The organism is Methanolobus halotolerans (assembly GCF_004745425.1).
GTDB lineage: Archaea > Halobacteriota > Methanosarcinia > Methanosarcinales > Methanosarcinaceae > Methanolobus > Methanolobus halotolerans.
In genome coordinates, this window is the sequence record NZ_PGGK01000005.1 from 31,940 (window position 1) to 46,559 (window position 14,620).

Genomic DNA, 14,620 nt, shown 5'->3' on the forward strand with positions numbered 1-14,620 from the left:
AAAAGACAGCATAGAGACCGGGTTATACCAGGTCCACCTATCTCATTAACTTGCATAAATATCCTCTTCACTGACAGCAACTTCCTGTGAAGCGGTCGCATCCTCAAGGAATATAACATAATGCGGGTCTGTACTTATCTCGGAATCACTGCCACTTGTAGAATAAGATACCCTCATCTCATAGTGTCCTGACCCATCCGCTGCAGCTACCTTCTCATATATAAACTGCTTTTAATGGTCGGATGTGACCTTAACCCTTGCATAAACCGGCTGGCTTGGCTCTGCTGATCCGTATATCTTTGCCCCGGGTACGTATTCGAATACCTTTACATTCTTGATGGTGTTTTCGGTCCGGCGTATGGTTGAACAGACCTATGAGGTTTACAGGGAACTGGTCTAGATGTATCCCAAAAACTTTTATAATGCAGATTATTATGTATTTGCCCGTTTGCTTGTTATTCAGGACCTTTTTTGTCTTTGTGGACCTGATCGCCAGCATCGTTAATATTATCTTCGACAGATTTCAATAACAATATAAGGTGGAATTCTTGGATATCGTCTATCATGTGTTTTTGTCTCTATCTATTAGTATTTTGAGGAAGCTGGGAAAAAGAGATACGTGTTACTTCATAGGTGCAAATTTGATCGATCTGGACCATTTGCTGACGTCTCCTGTCAATGATTCCTCCAGGAATTCATTCGGAACGCATATACTGCATCAAAAATGGCTGCCCCTTTCGATCATATCTGTTATCATGCTCATCACCCTTTACAGATGGTTAGGTCTGGGGATACTGTTCCATTTCTTCCTGGACTGGTTACATCATCGGTTTCAAGTTGATTAATAAACAGTAAAAAGCTTATTCCACAGCTTTTATATTAACTGCCTGTCTGGACTGCTCGATTATGATCTCCCAGTCATATTGGTTTGCCTTCTTTCTGGCAGCCGTTAAAAAGGCCTCGTAGTTCTCTTCAAAAAGTAACTTTCTGATTCCTGCAGCGATCTTTTTTTCGTCCAGCGGGACCACAAAACCATCCATCCCGTCGCTGACCAGATATTGGGCTGCGTTGTGTTCTTGGTTCACAGTGATCACAGGGACACCACAGGCGTATGCTTCTATTACACTTATGCCAAAGCCTTCCCGGCTTGATGGCATGAGGAAAACCTTTGAATCTCTCTGTTTTTCTATCAGCAGATTATAATCCATGAAGTCTTCAAAATATACATTCTCACTTATATGCAACTTTTTTTCAAGGTCAATCAGGCTCTTTTTTTGCGGTCCCTTGCCCATAATGCAGCATCTGATACCAGGATATCCTTTTCGAGAAGAACTGTAACCCTGATGACCATATCCAGATTCTTATCCCATATGAGCCTGCCTGCAAATATGAGCTCATATTTCATACCCGGTGTCCCCTTCTCCTAATTGGAAGCATTTTTCCTGAATCTCGGAAAAAAAGTGCTTCTTTAACCAAGAGGAAATAGTTCTTTACTTTACTTAATCTGATTCTTATTGAATCTAATAGAAAAATGTATTTTTAAACGCTATTGAAAAAGAGAGACATATTGTGTACAGTTGATTAATATTAATTGATTAAAATAACCTGCATTATCTGCATTAGTAATCCACAGTTTCCAGCTTCCAACACCCTTGATCTTTGAATAGATGACTACTTATATTTGTTTCACTGAACTTATTTAATAGCTAGAGATGGGAAAGGGGGTCTGTAGCATACCTATGAATATACTGGGATTCGATAAGGAAAGAGAAAAGGTAGAAAAAGCCATCAGCATGTCTGGCTCTGAACAGGCTGTTAATATCGCCATAATAGCAGGACCTTATGCAGGCAAAACAACTTTTATGGATTTTATGTACTATCAGTTCCCGATTATTTCTAGCAAAGTGAAAATCTCCTGTAATGGAAATTACAAACGTGACTGGGGGGAATTACTTAGAAACGACCAAGAAAAGCTTTTTTTCATTGATGACTGCCATCTGCTTTACAGAAGAAGAGTGGATGGATTTGATGCGCTTGAGAAATTACTCAACTATATCGCAAATCATCCGGATTATATGTTCATAACTTCCTGGAATCTGTTCTCATGGGAATATCTTAGTAAAGTACTCCATATTGAGAAACACTTTCCCTGCCAGATATATCTGCCTGAATTAGAAGCAGAGGACATCAAAACCGTTCTGATGTCTCCTTACGATACAGGTGAAGTTATATTTGAGCCTGATAACAAAAATACCATAGAGCATTTCATTGAGTTTAGGAAATATACCCTCCAGATCAAAAGGCTTGAAAGGACAATTAATATCCCTTTTTTAAAACTTAACTACAGTCTGATAAAGGAAAAACTATACAATGGACAAGAAAAAAAGAAAGATCTAACACTTGAAGATATGGCATTTGTTAAAATAAAGAACATTTCATCCGGTAATATACCGTTATCCAGGATAATATGGCAAAAAAGCCTTCAAAACTCTACTATAAAGGTCGATGAGATTTACACACCATCCTTTGATGCAGAACTTGACTATGATACGACATTCATTGGCTTTTTGATATTTTCAATGGGCAGGGTATCCCTGGATGTCCTTGAAGACACTATTGGAGATGAGATTGATATAACAAGATCCCTGGCGCTTCTGAGAAAGCATAATCTGGTCGAGGTTAAAAATAATATATGTGCGGTAAGTCCTGAAGCGATCAAATATTTAGGATCAATTGCCAAAAAAGCGAGGCTGACCTGATGTCAGACTCCAATCCGAGTCCTGCAGAGGTCTTACTCTCAATTTTGAGTGTTGAGGTTGTACTTCAGGTAGTTTTACTGATCATTTCCTCTTACCTGTTCATAAGAGTAATCGTTTTCATCCTTCTTCGTTTATCTGAAAGATTTGAACAGCACAGGGTCAGGATCCGTATGATCGCACCCATCATCAAGATATCGGTGTATTTTGTTGTATTGTATCTCATCGCTTCGTATGTGCTGGCACTTTCATCTTCCCAGGTTGTGGCTTTTAGTGCGGTCACTGGTGCTATACTGGGGTTTGGCCTGAAAGATCTTTTTTCAGATCTTGTGGGAGGGATAGTGGTCATACTTGAGAATCCCTATCATGTAGGGGATCAGATAAAAATGGGAGATTACTATGGAGAAGTTGTAGATATAGGTCTCAGGGCAACTAAACTCAAAACCCCTGATGATAATACGGTTTCGGCACCAAACAGTCTGATCTTTACAGAAAGTGTTGCAAGTGGTAATTACGGAAGTTCAGAGATGATGATTGTCACTGATATGTTCATGGATCCAAAGTCAGACGCATATCTGGCTATGAGAATAACAGAAGAGGCGGCTTTTACTTCAAAATATATCTATCTGGATGAAGATCACCAGATCACAATACTCCTGAATGAATTCCCCTCTCATCTGCGGGTACGTGTCAAGGCGTATGTCAATGACCTGAGATACGAATTCAAGTTCAGGTCGGATATCACCAGGCGAAGCTGGAAGGCTTTCTCAAAGTATGGCATCAAAGCTCCGGAAGCGTTCTTCCCAGGATACTACCAAAAAAGAGACGATTCTGACAGACGTTCCTCTGACAGGAGCGATCGCAATGATTTTACTAATATCTGAATCGTGGTCAATTACAGTGATATATAAGAATAAAAGAAAAAAGGTTGAAATGAAGAATGCTCACAGTTTGCTGACATCTACTCTTATCATTCTGTCGTCACTGCTAACAGGATTGCCCCTCCCGTCCCGGTTGCTTGTAAGTATATATAGGTTTCCGTCAGGTCCTGTCACAACATTCCTAAGTCTTCCAAATTCCCCGTTGAAATGGCTTTGTAATTCAACATCTACAGGGTCTGCACCTGGGTCGAGGGATGCTTGATACAGGCTCTGGCCCCTAAGACCTGCAAAGAAAACAGAGTCGTTATGATATGCTGCACCAGAGGGGGCCCATGTGTTACTGCCACTGTGGATTACGGGTGATTCCATACCATCAGCCGTTTCATAACCGATTATTTCCGGCCATCCATAGTTATTTCCGGCTTCGATCAGGTTCAGTTCGTCATGAGCTCTGGAACCATGCTCTGTAGCCCATAGCCGTCCCTGTTCATCCCATGCAAGTCCCTGTGGATTACGATGACCGAAAGTATAGACCGGAGAATCCCCAAAGGGATTGTCTTCAGGAATGCTACCTACATCTGTTGTTCGTAGTATCTTCCCTGCAAGTGATCCGGTATCCTGTGCAAAAGAGGGAACTCCCGCGTCTCCTGTAGTAATGTACAAAAGGCCATCCGGCCCGAATCTGATCCTGCCCCCGTTATGTATGCCACTTGCAGGAATGGCATCTATGATAACCTGATCCTCTGTGAATTCCCTGTCCTGTAAACTGAACCTGACGACTTTATTATACAAATCACCTTCCTCATTGTATGTGTAATAAATGTAGATGAAGCTGTTGTTTTCAAAATCGGGGTGAGCTGCTATTCCAAGTAATCCTCCCTCTCCTGTCGGAACCACTTCGTCTATAGTTGCCAGTGGCTCGGCAAGAAGTCCCTGCTCAGTATCTATCAAACGGATATTACCAGGTCTCTCAGTCAAAATAATGCTACCGTCCGGCAGGAAATCAAGATCCCATGGTACCTCAAGGTTCTCTGCAACAGCTACAGTAAGAAGTTGATCCGCTTCATTCCCGGAGGATAAATTATTGGCTTCGGGAATATCTGCTTCCCCCTGGGGATTAACGCACCCGGAAATCAGCAGAATACTTGCTAAAAGAACTACAATCAATAATGATGCTAATGATGCGGAAAAAACAGAGTTGTTCACTGATCTCATATCAATATCACTCCCATAGTGGAATTGGTGGCGATACTTTATTTGTATTTGTACGGTATCAGATAATGCTAACACAATTGCCCATATCTTTACAGTTGTCTGACAACCGGATCCTTATGTCATCTTTGCATACAAACGATCCGTATCTTCCTTCCTGCAAAGTTCCGTACCAGGGGTCATGACTGCAGCAGAACCGGCAGCCAGCCCGTACAGGACTGCCTTTCTTAGTGTTTTACCCCTTGACAGCCCCAGGACAATGCCTGCAACCATGCTGTCGCCAGCTCCTACTTTGCTGCTAATGGGAACTGTGGGCGGGACCATGCGCTCTACGATTTCCTCCGAAACAAGCAGTGCACCGGCGGCCCCCAGTGATATGACGATAACCTTGCACTGGCCTGTCTTTATTAGCTTCATGCCCTCTTCCAGCATATCTGATTCCTCCATTACATCCTGACCTATGAGGCTGCTGAATTCGCGTATGTTGGGTTTGATCAGATATATCCCTTCTTCTAAGGCCTGTTTCAGTGCATCGCCGGATGCATCTACAACAACCCTGGCTCCTATGTCCTTTCCCGTACGCGCTACGCGTGCATAGAAGTCTGAAGGTACACCAAGAGGAAGGCTTCCGCTGACGACGAGGTAATCCGCTACCGAATCGGCTGAGGACAGTTCCCGGAGACAGCGCTCCCATTCTTCTCTGGTAAGTTGTGGTCCAGGCATCCCGAAACGATACTGCTGTCCGGTGGATTCTTCCAGGACTATAAGATTTTCCCGCGTCATTTCTTTGATTGACAGAGGTTTCTGTTTAACCTCTTCCTGATTCAGGAGCGTATTGAGCATCTGTCCGGCCATGCCACCCGAAGGATAGACCAACAGGGATTCCCCTCCCAGTTTTTTTATAGCTCTGGAGACGTTGACACCACCACCTCCCGGTTCGTAGTTTGCAGGCTTACAGTACAATTTGTGCTCAGGTATCACGTGCTCCGTGCTGGTGCTCTTGTCAATAGCAGGGTTCATTGTCAGTGTAATGATCGTATTCACAGGCATTTCTCCATAAATTCACGATAATATAATCTTCAGTCCTTACCTTATATTCAATCCCATATTATATGGGGATACAGGGTTGAAGTGTATGCCATAATTGTATGTAATCCAAATGAACTACATAGCCAAAAAATGATACTTTTTTACTTATACAAGAATATAATATACGTTAGTATACGTTAGTTCATTTTACAGGCAAATCAAAGAGATGAGCCCCTGCCTTTTTTCTATTTGCTAAGAACAGTGGAACACATTTATTAGTTTTGACTGTCAAAGTGGGTTTTAAAGAAATACATTAACTGCCAAGCTACCAATATCTATATCACAGAAATAAAATTTTAAAGTGTGTATTTAAAATCATTGGCTTACAAAAAATTACTCGATTCAGATATATTAAAACATATGACAAGTTATTTAAACAAGAGGTGCAATCTATGGCATATGCAAAAAGAGAATCTTAAGTATGTTTCTTCAGGAAAGGCAAAGGATATCTATGAAAACTCAAACGACACCCTCATTTTTGAATTTACTGACAGGGTAACTGCTTTTGATGGCAAGAAGAAATCTGAATATAATGAAAAAGGAGAAATCACGTGCAAAATAGCTGAATACTGGTTCAAGATACTGGAAAAAAACGGTATTCCTACGCACTATATTGAATGCCCGACTCCAACAAGTATGCTCGTCAAACGTCTGGACATAGTGCCTGTTGAGGTCATCTGGCGAAATTACATGGCAGGTTCCCTTTTGCGCAGATATTTGGCAGGCGACATTACACTTCCCCAAGGCGTGGGAACAGAAGAAGGTTCGCTAATACCCGGCGGAATGATCGAGTTCACCACTAAGTTCGAAGCCGTGGACAGACCTGTAGCCACAGACGAAATAATATCCAATGGCTGGTTAAGTGAAGAGGAAATAGAATATATAAGGGATCTTACAAAAAGAATAAATGATATAATAAGTCAGGAACTGACTTCCAGTGGTATAATACTGGCAGATTTCAAGGTAGAGTATGGAAGAACCCCTGATGGTGAAATAATCCTTGCTGATGAGGTTGGCACCCCGGATGGGTGTCGTTTCTGGAAAAAGGATGAATTTGAGAAAGGATTTATAGCTAGTCTTGACAAAGATGTGTTCAGAAAAAATATTGGAGACCTGACCGTTGCTTACAGGGAATTGTTCAACAAATTACAGAAAAACAATATCTAAACATAACACCAGACAATTGGATATGAGGAGACCTTTATGGAGAATCTGAATGAGAATTCTTTAGACGAACTGCTTATATGGGTTATAAGTGTCGATCGACGTCTGGTACTAATGGAGGCTATGAAAGATCATAATATTATCAAAGCTTCCGATATTGCCCATGAAACGAACAGATCGACACAGAATATCAGCCGCGCTTTGAAGGAGTTCGAGGATAAGGATCTGATAAAATGTCTGACTCCTGAAAAAGCAACTTGGAAAAAATATGTTTTAACAAGCACGGGAAAAGAAGTTTTGAAGAAGATGGAAGGCGAATATTATGATTGATACTCATCTTCCTCTAAAAATATTTTGAGTTACTACTGATTTTACCTGAATCTATTCGAATAAACTGAGTGCATCTCTCTCTACTTTATCGGCAAGTTCTTTTCTGTAATCTGTCAGTTTTACTTCCATTTCCCTGTTATTGACAGCCATAATCTGAACTGCGAGAATGCCGGCGTTGTCTCCTCTCCCAATTCCCACACAAGCAACCGGAATACCCGGTGGCATCTGAACTATCGAGAGCAGGGAATCATTTCCATCAAGCTCGGCATTCACAGGAACTCCGATAACCGGTTTTATTGTGTGTGCTGCCACCACACCGGGAAGATGCGCTGCAAGCCCCGCCACAGCTATGAAGACTTTGACATCGTTCTTATGTGCTTCGTCAATTATCTCAATTACCCTGCTGGGTGTTCTGTGTGCTGATGCGACTGTAATTTCATAATCGATTCCGAATTTATCGAAGATTCCTATCGTTTTTTTTGCTATATCCCTGTCTGATTTGCTTCCCAGTATTACTGTTACATCGGTCATCGATTCACCTTTTAATTCAATGTTATGAAAGTGTATGCGAATATATGATAATATATTTAAATATATTCATATCCTTGCAATTTTGGACGTTTTCATTTGTCATAAACTCTCCTATAGACTCATATGTTACAATAATTTTAAATAATTTATCATAATTAATCATAGCAGGTGTGATTCAAATATGAGATCAAAGATTGAATTTCCAAAAGTGATGTGTACACAGCATCCGGATTCAGTGTCGAAGTACATCTCTACCCAGGAAGAGATTGCAGAAGCCGTTGAAGCTGTCACACGATATGGCTGCGATGAATACATGCCTGACTACGAAGGAAAGACCACACCATATCATCAAAATGGGATGAGGGATTAGAGTCCATCATTAATGAAGAGTATACAAAACGCATTGATGAGCTACGAAGTATTGCAAGAATAGACAAAAAAGACTATGGAAATTCATTTTTCAGAACATTGCAAATACTTGAACACCTTAAACGAGATTGATATGGAAATTATATTCACAATATGATATTTGTTTTGGACACTACTTAAACAGTTTTTATAATTTAATTAAAAATTTTAATTTTGTAAACTTTCCACAATAACACATTCCTTAATTTCTCTAAGGAACTTGCTTTCCGAATCGATCTGGCTGTAAATGATTAGATTTTCCATTGCTCTGGTTACTGCCACATAGAAAAGTCTTCTTTCCTCTTCTTCGGTGTCCTTTTTCCTTCCTCTGGTTGCAGGCTCGAAAATATCGGGATTTTCTTTTTTGCAGGGAAAACCGTATAGTCCGTCTACAACATTAATCAAAAACACAACCCTTGCCTGCAGGCCTTTACTTGCATGTACGGACATGAAACGAACTTTGTTCGCTGATGAGGCTCCAAAAGAAATGGGGATATTGTTAATTTTTGAGCAATCCCGAAGTTTATTTACCATTATGGGACTCTTTGCTATTCTGGAAAGGATCATTATATCTTTAGGGTTGTGCCCGTTAAGTAAATAATCTTTTATGGTGCCGATGCAGTGTTCAACAATTTGTGTATAATAGTCATTAACAGCTTTGGAATCATATGTAGAGGTGTATACTTTTACAGGTATTACAGAACTATTGTTGGTGACTGTTTCCTTTTTAAGTTGAACATTCCCATTATGCTCGATCACTTCTGCTCCAGTATCTACTATTGATTTACAGCTTCTGTAGTTTACTGTAAGGTAAGTTACTGCAGGGTGATCGAAGTACTGATCAAAGTTAACAAAAAAATCCAGGTTCGAACCAGAGAAAGCCATTATACTTTGCCAGTCATCTCCGACGCAAAACAATTTGCACCCTTCATTTTTATCCATTAGTGATCTGATGAGTTCATACCTTTGCTGGCTTATGTCCTGATATTCATCAACAAGAATATGGTCAAAGCGATTTTTGCATAGTTCTTCATTTTGTTTTAGATTCTTGACAGCAAGATTAATCATATCTGAGAAATCGATTTTGATTTCAGAATGCAGTCTGCCCTCATAAGTTGAGTAGATATTGAGAGCTATATTTGCAAACTCTATTTGCTTCTGTGACCAGGGTTCAGTCTTGATTCTTTGTTCTATTTCTTCTGGAGTTAAATTGTACGTTTTAGCTATGGTTATGAAGCTACCAATATTGTGAGGAAGGTCTTTTACAGAGATGACACATTCTTTCCATATTCGATTCACAAGTCTTTCATATGAAATAGGAGTGAACTCAAAATCTCTTCCGGGATTTTTTTCACTTAATGCTTTTAGCATTCTGTTTTTCAAAATCTCAAGGAAATCAGCTTGCTTAAAATCTTTATGCGAGGTCTCTACAAGCAAGTATTTCTCTTGTTCTGCAAATTTCTTCTTTTTTTGTTCCATGCCTTCTTTATACACTTTTGCAGGATTCGTACCTTCGAACCATTCCGGGATATTTCCATATTCGTCTATGGCCCAGTGTTCAAGATAAATGTCATAGTCCGGGAAGAAAAAATCAGGTTTTGGAATTTGAGTGTCTCCATCTTTATTCTTATAGGCCATCCATTCCGCAGTACTTTCATACAGAACTTTCACCCTTCTCCCGTTCAGATCATGGGTAACAAAAAAGTTGAGGATTTCTCTTTCAGCTTCACTTTTGACCTTGGTGCCATCCAGGGCGGTATAAGTCAAATTTCGCATATATTCATAATACTTCTCTTTTTCATCAAAATCCGATTCAGTTTTGCGTGTTTCACTGTCACCGTATGCTTTCATATAATTAACGATCTCATTTTGAAAACTACTATCTCTTTCTTTTTCATTAAAAATTGAAAGAACAAGTTGTCTCTGCTCGGTCTCGTCAGCAACTCGCGGTATATCGATGCCTGAATCCCTATGTACTTCCTTTAGTATCTCAAACCCCAGTGAATGGAATGTTTTGATCTTGACATTAAAACCGAATCTCGAGTCGAGTCTCTCATGCACTTCCCTGGCAGCTTTATTTTGAAAGGCAAGAACAAGGATCCTATCAGGGTCTATTGTATCCGGTTTGCGTTCGATCAGATATGCTATCCTGGTGATTAGAACCTCTGTTTTCCCTGAACCGGCTCCTGCAACTACTAAATTGTGAGTATCATCAGTTACAACTGCAACCTTTTGAGATTGATCAAGCGGGAAAGGGGACTTCCTGAACAGATAGCCATATTCTGCAATCCTTTTCTCAACAAAAACTGTATTATCATAAGTTTGAAATTTGTTTTTCAGTATTGTTATTGCATCGATTGATTCATTAATATATTTGTTAAAATCATTTGAAAACAGAGTTTTATGTTTATTGAGGAATTGAAGATCGTCAAGACACAGATCACATTTTCCAATCGTTGAAGATCTTTTGTGGTAAGTAAAATACGTAGTATTTATGGAATCATAGATATCAGCTAATTCCTTTAACCGTGTTTCATTCTCCTTCTTAACTTCATGAATGATCTTTTCTTTCAGTTTCACTAATTCATTCTTTTTTTGCCTGGCACTTTTAACAACGAATATGCCAACAATTAAAGGGGTTAATATAATACCTAGAAATATCAAGCGATTCTGATGTTTGGTTTTTGATACTAAGAACTTGAGTTGTTCTATTTTTTCGAATGACATTATATTTACCAAATTAAGAAAGCAGAAATTAATTGGATTTGCTACAGTGTACACATACTAAGTAATTTAGTGTAAGTGACACTTATATATTAAATTTAGCTAGAGACAATAAATAGTCTATATATAATTTAAGTAAACCACTTAAGTAACAGTCTAAACTTACTGTCTTTGGTGCATTCAGTCAAAGTATTACGAACATAGGTACGCGAAATTATGAATTGAAAACACTGATTGTTACTTGTGCCCATTCAATCGTTCTTCCCCTCACCAGTTACATAGAAGAAGAAATCAACTCAATTCACAAGATCACCATACCTCTTAAGCCATTCTTCAGGAACTCGTCTATTATTACCAAATATCAGGAACCATTAATAAATATGTTAAAATATTACAGAGCCCATATTCCAACATATAACAAATCCACTGAATACATTTGCCTTTGAAAGACCAGGACTTATGGATTCATTATATTTTTATCAGGGACTGGTTAGTGATAGAAGTAAGATTATAGATATTAAGAAAATAATTGATAATTTAAAAAATAAATTAACTGCTTTAAATAGTCCATTTTTAAATAATATTAAATAACTATAAATAGATGTAACTCCACATTGAACAAGTGGGTTATGACCCATGTATACATACATGTCTCTTCAAAGTGACCACGGGTTAAAATGCAATTTAAGATATAGTATTTCGTAACTAGAGTATTTTGTAACAGTAGGTAGAGAGACGTCAAAAGTGTAGTGATTTTTTTTGATGCCTCGCCTTAGCTGCTAATTTTAGCTGATTTGTTACTTACAACTTATAAAAGTCCTTTTTGCATACGTAGAATTAAGACATCCTGCTCTTATGTGAACTCTTGGTATTATGTGTCTTTTTAACCCCGTGCTTTTTTTGCGGTCTGCCCTGCGTTCTGGGAGCGGGCTTTGCGGCATCACCTGTGGCGTTCTTTGCTTTCTCAGAGTGATAGTTATGCTCGGCGACCTCAATTTTCATACGCGTCAATTTCTCGATATCATGCAGGAAGTCCCTTTCATCTGCTGCACAGAAAGAGTATGCTGTACCATCGGCACCTGCCCGTGCTGTACGACCGATCCTGTGTACATAGCTTTCGCAAACATTGGGCAGATCATAGTTGATAACATGGGATATATCCTCAATATCAATGCCACGTGCAGCAATATCTGTTGCCACCAGCACACGTAGATTACCTGTCTTGAAATCCTGTAATACTTTTGTACGGTGATTCTGTGATTTATTACCGTGAATTGCACCAGTGGGCACCTTGTTCTTGTTAAGTATCTCAGTGATCTTATTGGCACGGTGTTTTGTACGGGTGAACACGAGAACACATTCCATATGCCTGCCTTTCAGTAGTTGAAGAAGGAGATTGTTCTTATTGTCCGAATCTACGAAAAAAACAAACTGTTCTATGCGTTCCACCGTTGTTGCCTGGGGAGTCACCTCAACATGTGCCGGATTGCTGAGCATTTTCCTTGCAAGTTTAGATACTTCCGGAGACATGGTTGCCGAAAAGAAAAGTGATTGCCGTTTCTTTGGCAACATGGCAACGACTTTGTAGACGTCATTGATAAAACCCATGTCAAGCATCCTGTCTGCCTCATCAAGGACAAAATACTCCACTCCGGACAGTTTTACATGACCCTGGTCAACAAGGTCCAGCAGTCTCCCGGGAGTTGCTACGAGGATATCCACACCTTTTGAGAGAGTTCTTACCTGTGCTCCCTGGCCGACGCCACCAAATATAACAGTATGTTTAAAGCGCGTGAATCTGCCATATGCGGCAAAACTATCTCCGATCTGTGCTGCAAGTTCTCTTGTTGGTGCAAGTACGAGTACACGCGGGACTCCCGGTCGTGGTGTCTTGTGCGATGCAGACATATTCTGGAGAATAGGCAATATAAATGCTGCAGTCTTGCCCGTGCCTGTCTGGGCAATACCTATCATATCCTTACCTTTCAACAGATGTGGTATAGACCGTTCCTGTATCAGGGTAGGTGTTGTATACCCTTCCTCGGATAATGCCCGCTGGAGGGGATATACTAAATTAAGATTATCAAATGACATATGTACCTCGATTAAATCAAATTAATTAAATACCCGCAATTATCGGTGTTGATCATTGTATATTTCGGGCCTATCAGTTCAATGCTTGAAAATTATGAGAAAAAGTTGTGGTGCTCCGACCGGGATTCGAACCCGAGTCTTCGGCTCGAAAGGCCGGAATGATTGGCCGGACTACACTATCGGAGCACATCGATTTCGCTTTAGACAAGCGACTCCAACATGGCAGATATCATTATTAAAGGTTTCGCCCGGATCATCATATTTTAGATGATCCTTCCACATCATCCTGAAGATGCATTACCCAATAGGTAAGTTTTTCACAACTTTCGGGCTGGCATGCATCCCTGCATCCTGCGCACGGCGAGAAAACCTCCCCGGCCATGAGCAACTCAAAAGCAGGTTTTTTCTCTTCTCTGACCTTCAGTAGATAGGTCCTTGCACCATTGGACACCGCCGCTTCACGGGATATCAGATCTTCCTCCAGGAGTTTTGAGACTATCCTGGAGCACTTGCGACTATCAATATTAAGCAATTTCCAGAGCTGGTTCTGGTAAACGCCTTCCTCCTGATCACGAATAAGATTCAAAGCATTTTCTTCAATACTCATATCTTCCCACTACACGCCGAAGTTAATCTTCCAAAGGAATGACAAGTATGATATTATTTCCACGCAGGACGACAGAACCAAGTGATCTTAACCGCTCACCGTTTGCAATCTCAACGGTATCAAGGAGATGGAGGTTCATGTAGTCGTCTGCACTGTTAAGAGTTCCTTCAAGCAGGTGAAGGTCGCCTTTCATTTCAACATGGACTTTTGATCCAATCAATTTCTGGACTTTCTTATTAGGGAACAAAATTAATCCTCACATCATTTCTAAATATGGACCTGGAATTCAAAGTATAGGCTCTAACAATTATACAATCTAATATTTATCACTAGCGATTTAACCTTTATCCATTAAACACTTGATCATAAAAATATACATGTGATCTTAAGTGTAACCCTGGATCTCAGTACTATCCTGCAGTGCAGTATCAGATTCTTTCTTCGGCCTCACCTGTGCCCTTCTGATGGGCCCGAACATCGCTTCATAATCCTTGATATGCTGGTTCAGCCATTTAGATAACTCAAGAGCAGCCAAAGGAGACAGAATTACCTCCGTTTCAAGCCTTCTCTGTATCACCTGTTCCTCTCCCGCTTTAGCAGCAGGCAAAGGCATATCATTATAAAAACCGATTCTGAAATCATAAGGACTATGTCCACCCACGGCACCTATGGAGTAGACCTGTTTGAAATCGTTAGGTTTATACAATTCGATCCTGACTTTTCTTTTTGCCTTATTGTCTTCTGCTTGATCACTCATATTAATGATTCCTGTGTAAACTGCTATGCTATAAGAGCAAGCATCCCTTTAAAGTATTGTGATAACT

Annotated in this window: 17 protein-coding genes and 1 tRNA gene; 6 read left to right on the forward strand and 12 right to left on the reverse strand. The window is 40.0% G+C overall.

All coding sequences use genetic code 11. From position 1 onward, the window contains the following. Nucleotides 1-45: 45 nt before the first annotated feature. The gene (locus tag CUN85_RS12965; protein WP_167848818.1) at nucleotides 46-222 is read right to left on the reverse strand and encodes a hypothetical protein; all 177 of its coding nucleotides are present in this window, start codon (nucleotides 220-222) and stop codon (nucleotides 46-48) included. A 344-nt stretch (nucleotides 223-566) separates the two neighbouring features. Between CUN85_RS12965 and CUN85_RS13655 the strand changes: the two genes are divergently transcribed. Next, nucleotides 567-845: a DUF6122 family protein gene (locus CUN85_RS13655; protein WP_394346218.1), complete on the forward strand. Its 279-nt coding sequence runs from the start codon at nucleotides 567-569 to the stop codon at nucleotides 843-845. Nucleotides 846-860: 15 nt separating this feature from the next. Here the strand turns inward: CUN85_RS13655 and CUN85_RS05935 are convergent, their stop codons facing one another. Both CUN85_RS05935 and CUN85_RS12970 read right to left on the reverse strand, forming a co-directional pair. Next, entirely contained in the window at nucleotides 861-1,292 is a 432-nt protein-coding gene (locus CUN85_RS05935) for a glycosyltransferase family 4 protein (RefSeq protein WP_135389414.1), read from the reverse strand. Continuing rightward, nucleotides 1,262-1,405, reverse strand: coding sequence for a glycosyltransferase family 4 protein (locus tag CUN85_RS12970; protein ID WP_167848805.1), 144 nt, complete (start codon nucleotides 1,403-1,405; stop codon nucleotides 1,262-1,264). The genes CUN85_RS05935 and CUN85_RS12970 overlap by 31 nt, the downstream gene beginning before the upstream one ends. Nucleotides 1,406-1,739: 334 nt before the next feature. Here CUN85_RS12970 and CUN85_RS05940 point away from each other — a divergent pair, with 334 nt between their 5' ends. After that, nucleotides 1,740-2,759, forward strand: coding sequence for a hypothetical protein (locus CUN85_RS05940; RefSeq protein ID WP_135389415.1), 1,020 nt, complete (start codon nucleotides 1,740-1,742; stop codon nucleotides 2,757-2,759). Beyond that, the gene (locus CUN85_RS05945; protein WP_135389416.1) at nucleotides 2,759-3,640 is read left to right on the forward strand and encodes a mechanosensitive ion channel family protein; all 882 of its coding nucleotides are present in this window, start codon (nucleotides 2,759-2,761) and stop codon (nucleotides 3,638-3,640) included. Before CUN85_RS05940 ends, CUN85_RS05945 begins: the two co-directional genes overlap by 1 nt. Before the next feature lie 60 nt (nucleotides 3,641-3,700). On the opposite strand, the gene CUN85_RS05950 is transcribed toward CUN85_RS05945, so the two are convergent. Together CUN85_RS05950 and CUN85_RS05955 are read right to left on the reverse strand one after the other, a co-directional pair. Continuing rightward, nucleotides 3,701-4,852 (reverse strand): PQQ-dependent sugar dehydrogenase, encoded by a 1,152-nt coding sequence (locus tag CUN85_RS05950; protein ID WP_135389417.1) that lies wholly within the window; start codon nucleotides 4,850-4,852, stop codon nucleotides 3,701-3,703. Between the two features lie 114 nt (nucleotides 4,853-4,966). Then, a complete protein-coding gene (locus tag CUN85_RS05955) occupies nucleotides 4,967-5,893 on the reverse strand; it encodes a 1-phosphofructokinase family hexose kinase (protein ID WP_135389418.1) in 927 nt (308 codons plus the stop codon). Between the two features lie 444 nt (nucleotides 5,894-6,337). Between CUN85_RS05955 and purC the strand changes: the two genes are divergently transcribed. Both purC and CUN85_RS05965 read left to right on the forward strand, forming a co-directional pair. After that, nucleotides 6,338-7,105, forward strand: coding sequence for a phosphoribosylaminoimidazolesuccinocarboxamide synthase (purC, locus tag CUN85_RS05960; protein WP_167848806.1), 768 nt, complete (start codon nucleotides 6,338-6,340; stop codon nucleotides 7,103-7,105). A gap of 36 nt (nucleotides 7,106-7,141) precedes the next feature. Further along, nucleotides 7,142-7,432 carry a sugar-specific transcriptional regulator TrmB gene (locus CUN85_RS05965; protein ID WP_135389420.1) on the forward strand — a complete coding sequence of 97 codons (291 nt, stop codon included), beginning with the start codon at nucleotides 7,142-7,144 and terminating at the stop codon, nucleotides 7,430-7,432. Between the two features lie 51 nt (nucleotides 7,433-7,483). Here the strand turns inward: CUN85_RS05965 and purE are convergent, their stop codons facing one another. Continuing rightward, entirely contained in the window at nucleotides 7,484-7,963 is a 480-nt protein-coding gene (gene purE / locus CUN85_RS05970; RefSeq protein ID WP_135389421.1) for a 5-(carboxyamino)imidazole ribonucleotide mutase, read from the reverse strand. 181 nt (nucleotides 7,964-8,144) lie between these two features. On the opposite strand from purE, the gene CUN85_RS05975 reads away from it, so the two are divergent. Continuing rightward, complete coding sequence (locus CUN85_RS05975) at nucleotides 8,145-8,333, forward strand: phosphoenolpyruvate carboxylase (RefSeq protein WP_235856222.1); 189 nt, start codon at nucleotides 8,145-8,147, stop codon at nucleotides 8,331-8,333. Nucleotides 8,334-8,539: 206 nt separating this feature from the next. Here the strand turns inward: CUN85_RS05975 and CUN85_RS05980 are convergent, their stop codons facing one another. The 6 genes from CUN85_RS05980 to CUN85_RS06005 all read right to left on the reverse strand — a co-directional run bounded on the left by CUN85_RS05980 (nucleotide 8,540) and on the right by CUN85_RS06005 (nucleotide 14,553). After that, nucleotides 8,540-11,098: a UvrD-helicase domain-containing protein gene (locus CUN85_RS05980; protein ID WP_135389422.1), complete on the reverse strand. Its 2,559-nt coding sequence runs from the start codon at nucleotides 11,096-11,098 to the stop codon at nucleotides 8,540-8,542. Nucleotides 11,099-11,932: 834 nt separating this feature from the next. Further along, nucleotides 11,933-13,189 (reverse strand): DEAD/DEAH box helicase, encoded by a 1,257-nt coding sequence (locus CUN85_RS05985; protein WP_135389423.1) that lies wholly within the window; start codon nucleotides 13,187-13,189, stop codon nucleotides 11,933-11,935. A 108-nt stretch (nucleotides 13,190-13,297) separates the two neighbouring features. Next, nucleotides 13,298-13,375: transfer RNA gene (locus tag CUN85_RS05990), tRNA-Glu, on the reverse strand. A 70-nt stretch (nucleotides 13,376-13,445) separates the two neighbouring features. Beyond that, nucleotides 13,446-13,796, reverse strand: a complete 351-nt coding sequence (locus CUN85_RS05995) for an Lrp/AsnC family transcriptional regulator (protein ID WP_135389424.1) — start codon at nucleotides 13,794-13,796, stop codon at nucleotides 13,446-13,448. 22 nt (nucleotides 13,797-13,818) lie between these two features. Then, a complete protein-coding gene (locus CUN85_RS06000) occupies nucleotides 13,819-14,043 on the reverse strand; it encodes an LSM domain-containing protein (protein WP_135389425.1) in 225 nt (74 codons plus the stop codon). Between the two features lie 138 nt (nucleotides 14,044-14,181). Next, on the reverse strand, nucleotides 14,182-14,553 hold the full coding sequence (locus CUN85_RS06005) for a DUF3467 domain-containing protein (protein ID WP_135389426.1): 372 nt from the start codon (nucleotides 14,551-14,553) through the stop codon (nucleotides 14,182-14,184). Nucleotides 14,554-14,620 lie beyond the last annotated feature (67 nt).

Coding starts and splice junctions, on each gene's coding strand:
- CUN85_RS05935 (WP_135389414.1), bottom strand. CDS start 1,292: ATGGGCAAGGGACCGCAAAAAAAGAGCCTGATTGACCTTGAAAAAAAG.
- CUN85_RS12970 (WP_167848805.1), bottom strand. CDS start 1,405: ATGAAATATGAGCTCATATTTGCAGGCAGGCTCATATGGGATAAGAAT.
- CUN85_RS05940 (WP_135389415.1), top strand. CDS start 1,740: ATGAATATACTGGGATTCGATAAGGAAAGAGAAAAGGTAGAAAAAGCC.
- CUN85_RS05945 (WP_135389416.1), top strand. CDS start 2,759: ATGTCAGACTCCAATCCGAGTCCTGCAGAGGTCTTACTCTCAATTTTG.
- CUN85_RS05950 (WP_135389417.1), bottom strand. CDS start 4,852: ATGAGATCAGTGAACAACTCTGTTTTTTCCGCATCATTAGCATCATTA.
- purC (WP_167848806.1), top strand. CDS start 6,338: ATGCAAAAAGAGAATCTTAAGTATGTTTCTTCAGGAAAGGCAAAGGAT.
- CUN85_RS05965 (WP_135389420.1), top strand. CDS start 7,142: ATGGAGAATCTGAATGAGAATTCTTTAGACGAACTGCTTATATGGGTT.
- purE (WP_135389421.1), bottom strand. CDS start 7,963: ATGACCGATGTAACAGTAATACTGGGAAGCAAATCAGACAGGGATATA.
- CUN85_RS05975 (WP_235856222.1), top strand. CDS start 8,145: ATGAGATCAAAGATTGAATTTCCAAAAGTGATGTGTACACAGCATCCG.
- CUN85_RS05980 (WP_135389422.1), bottom strand. CDS start 11,098: ATGTCATTCGAAAAAATAGAACAACTCAAGTTCTTAGTATCAAAAACC.
- CUN85_RS05985 (WP_135389423.1), bottom strand. CDS start 13,189: ATGTCATTTGATAATCTTAATTTAGTATATCCCCTCCAGCGGGCATTA.
- CUN85_RS05995 (WP_135389424.1), bottom strand. CDS start 13,796: ATGAGTATTGAAGAAAATGCTTTGAATCTTATTCGTGATCAGGAGGAA.
- CUN85_RS06005 (WP_135389426.1), bottom strand. CDS start 14,553: ATGAGTGATCAAGCAGAAGACAATAAGGCAAAAAGAAAAGTCAGGATC.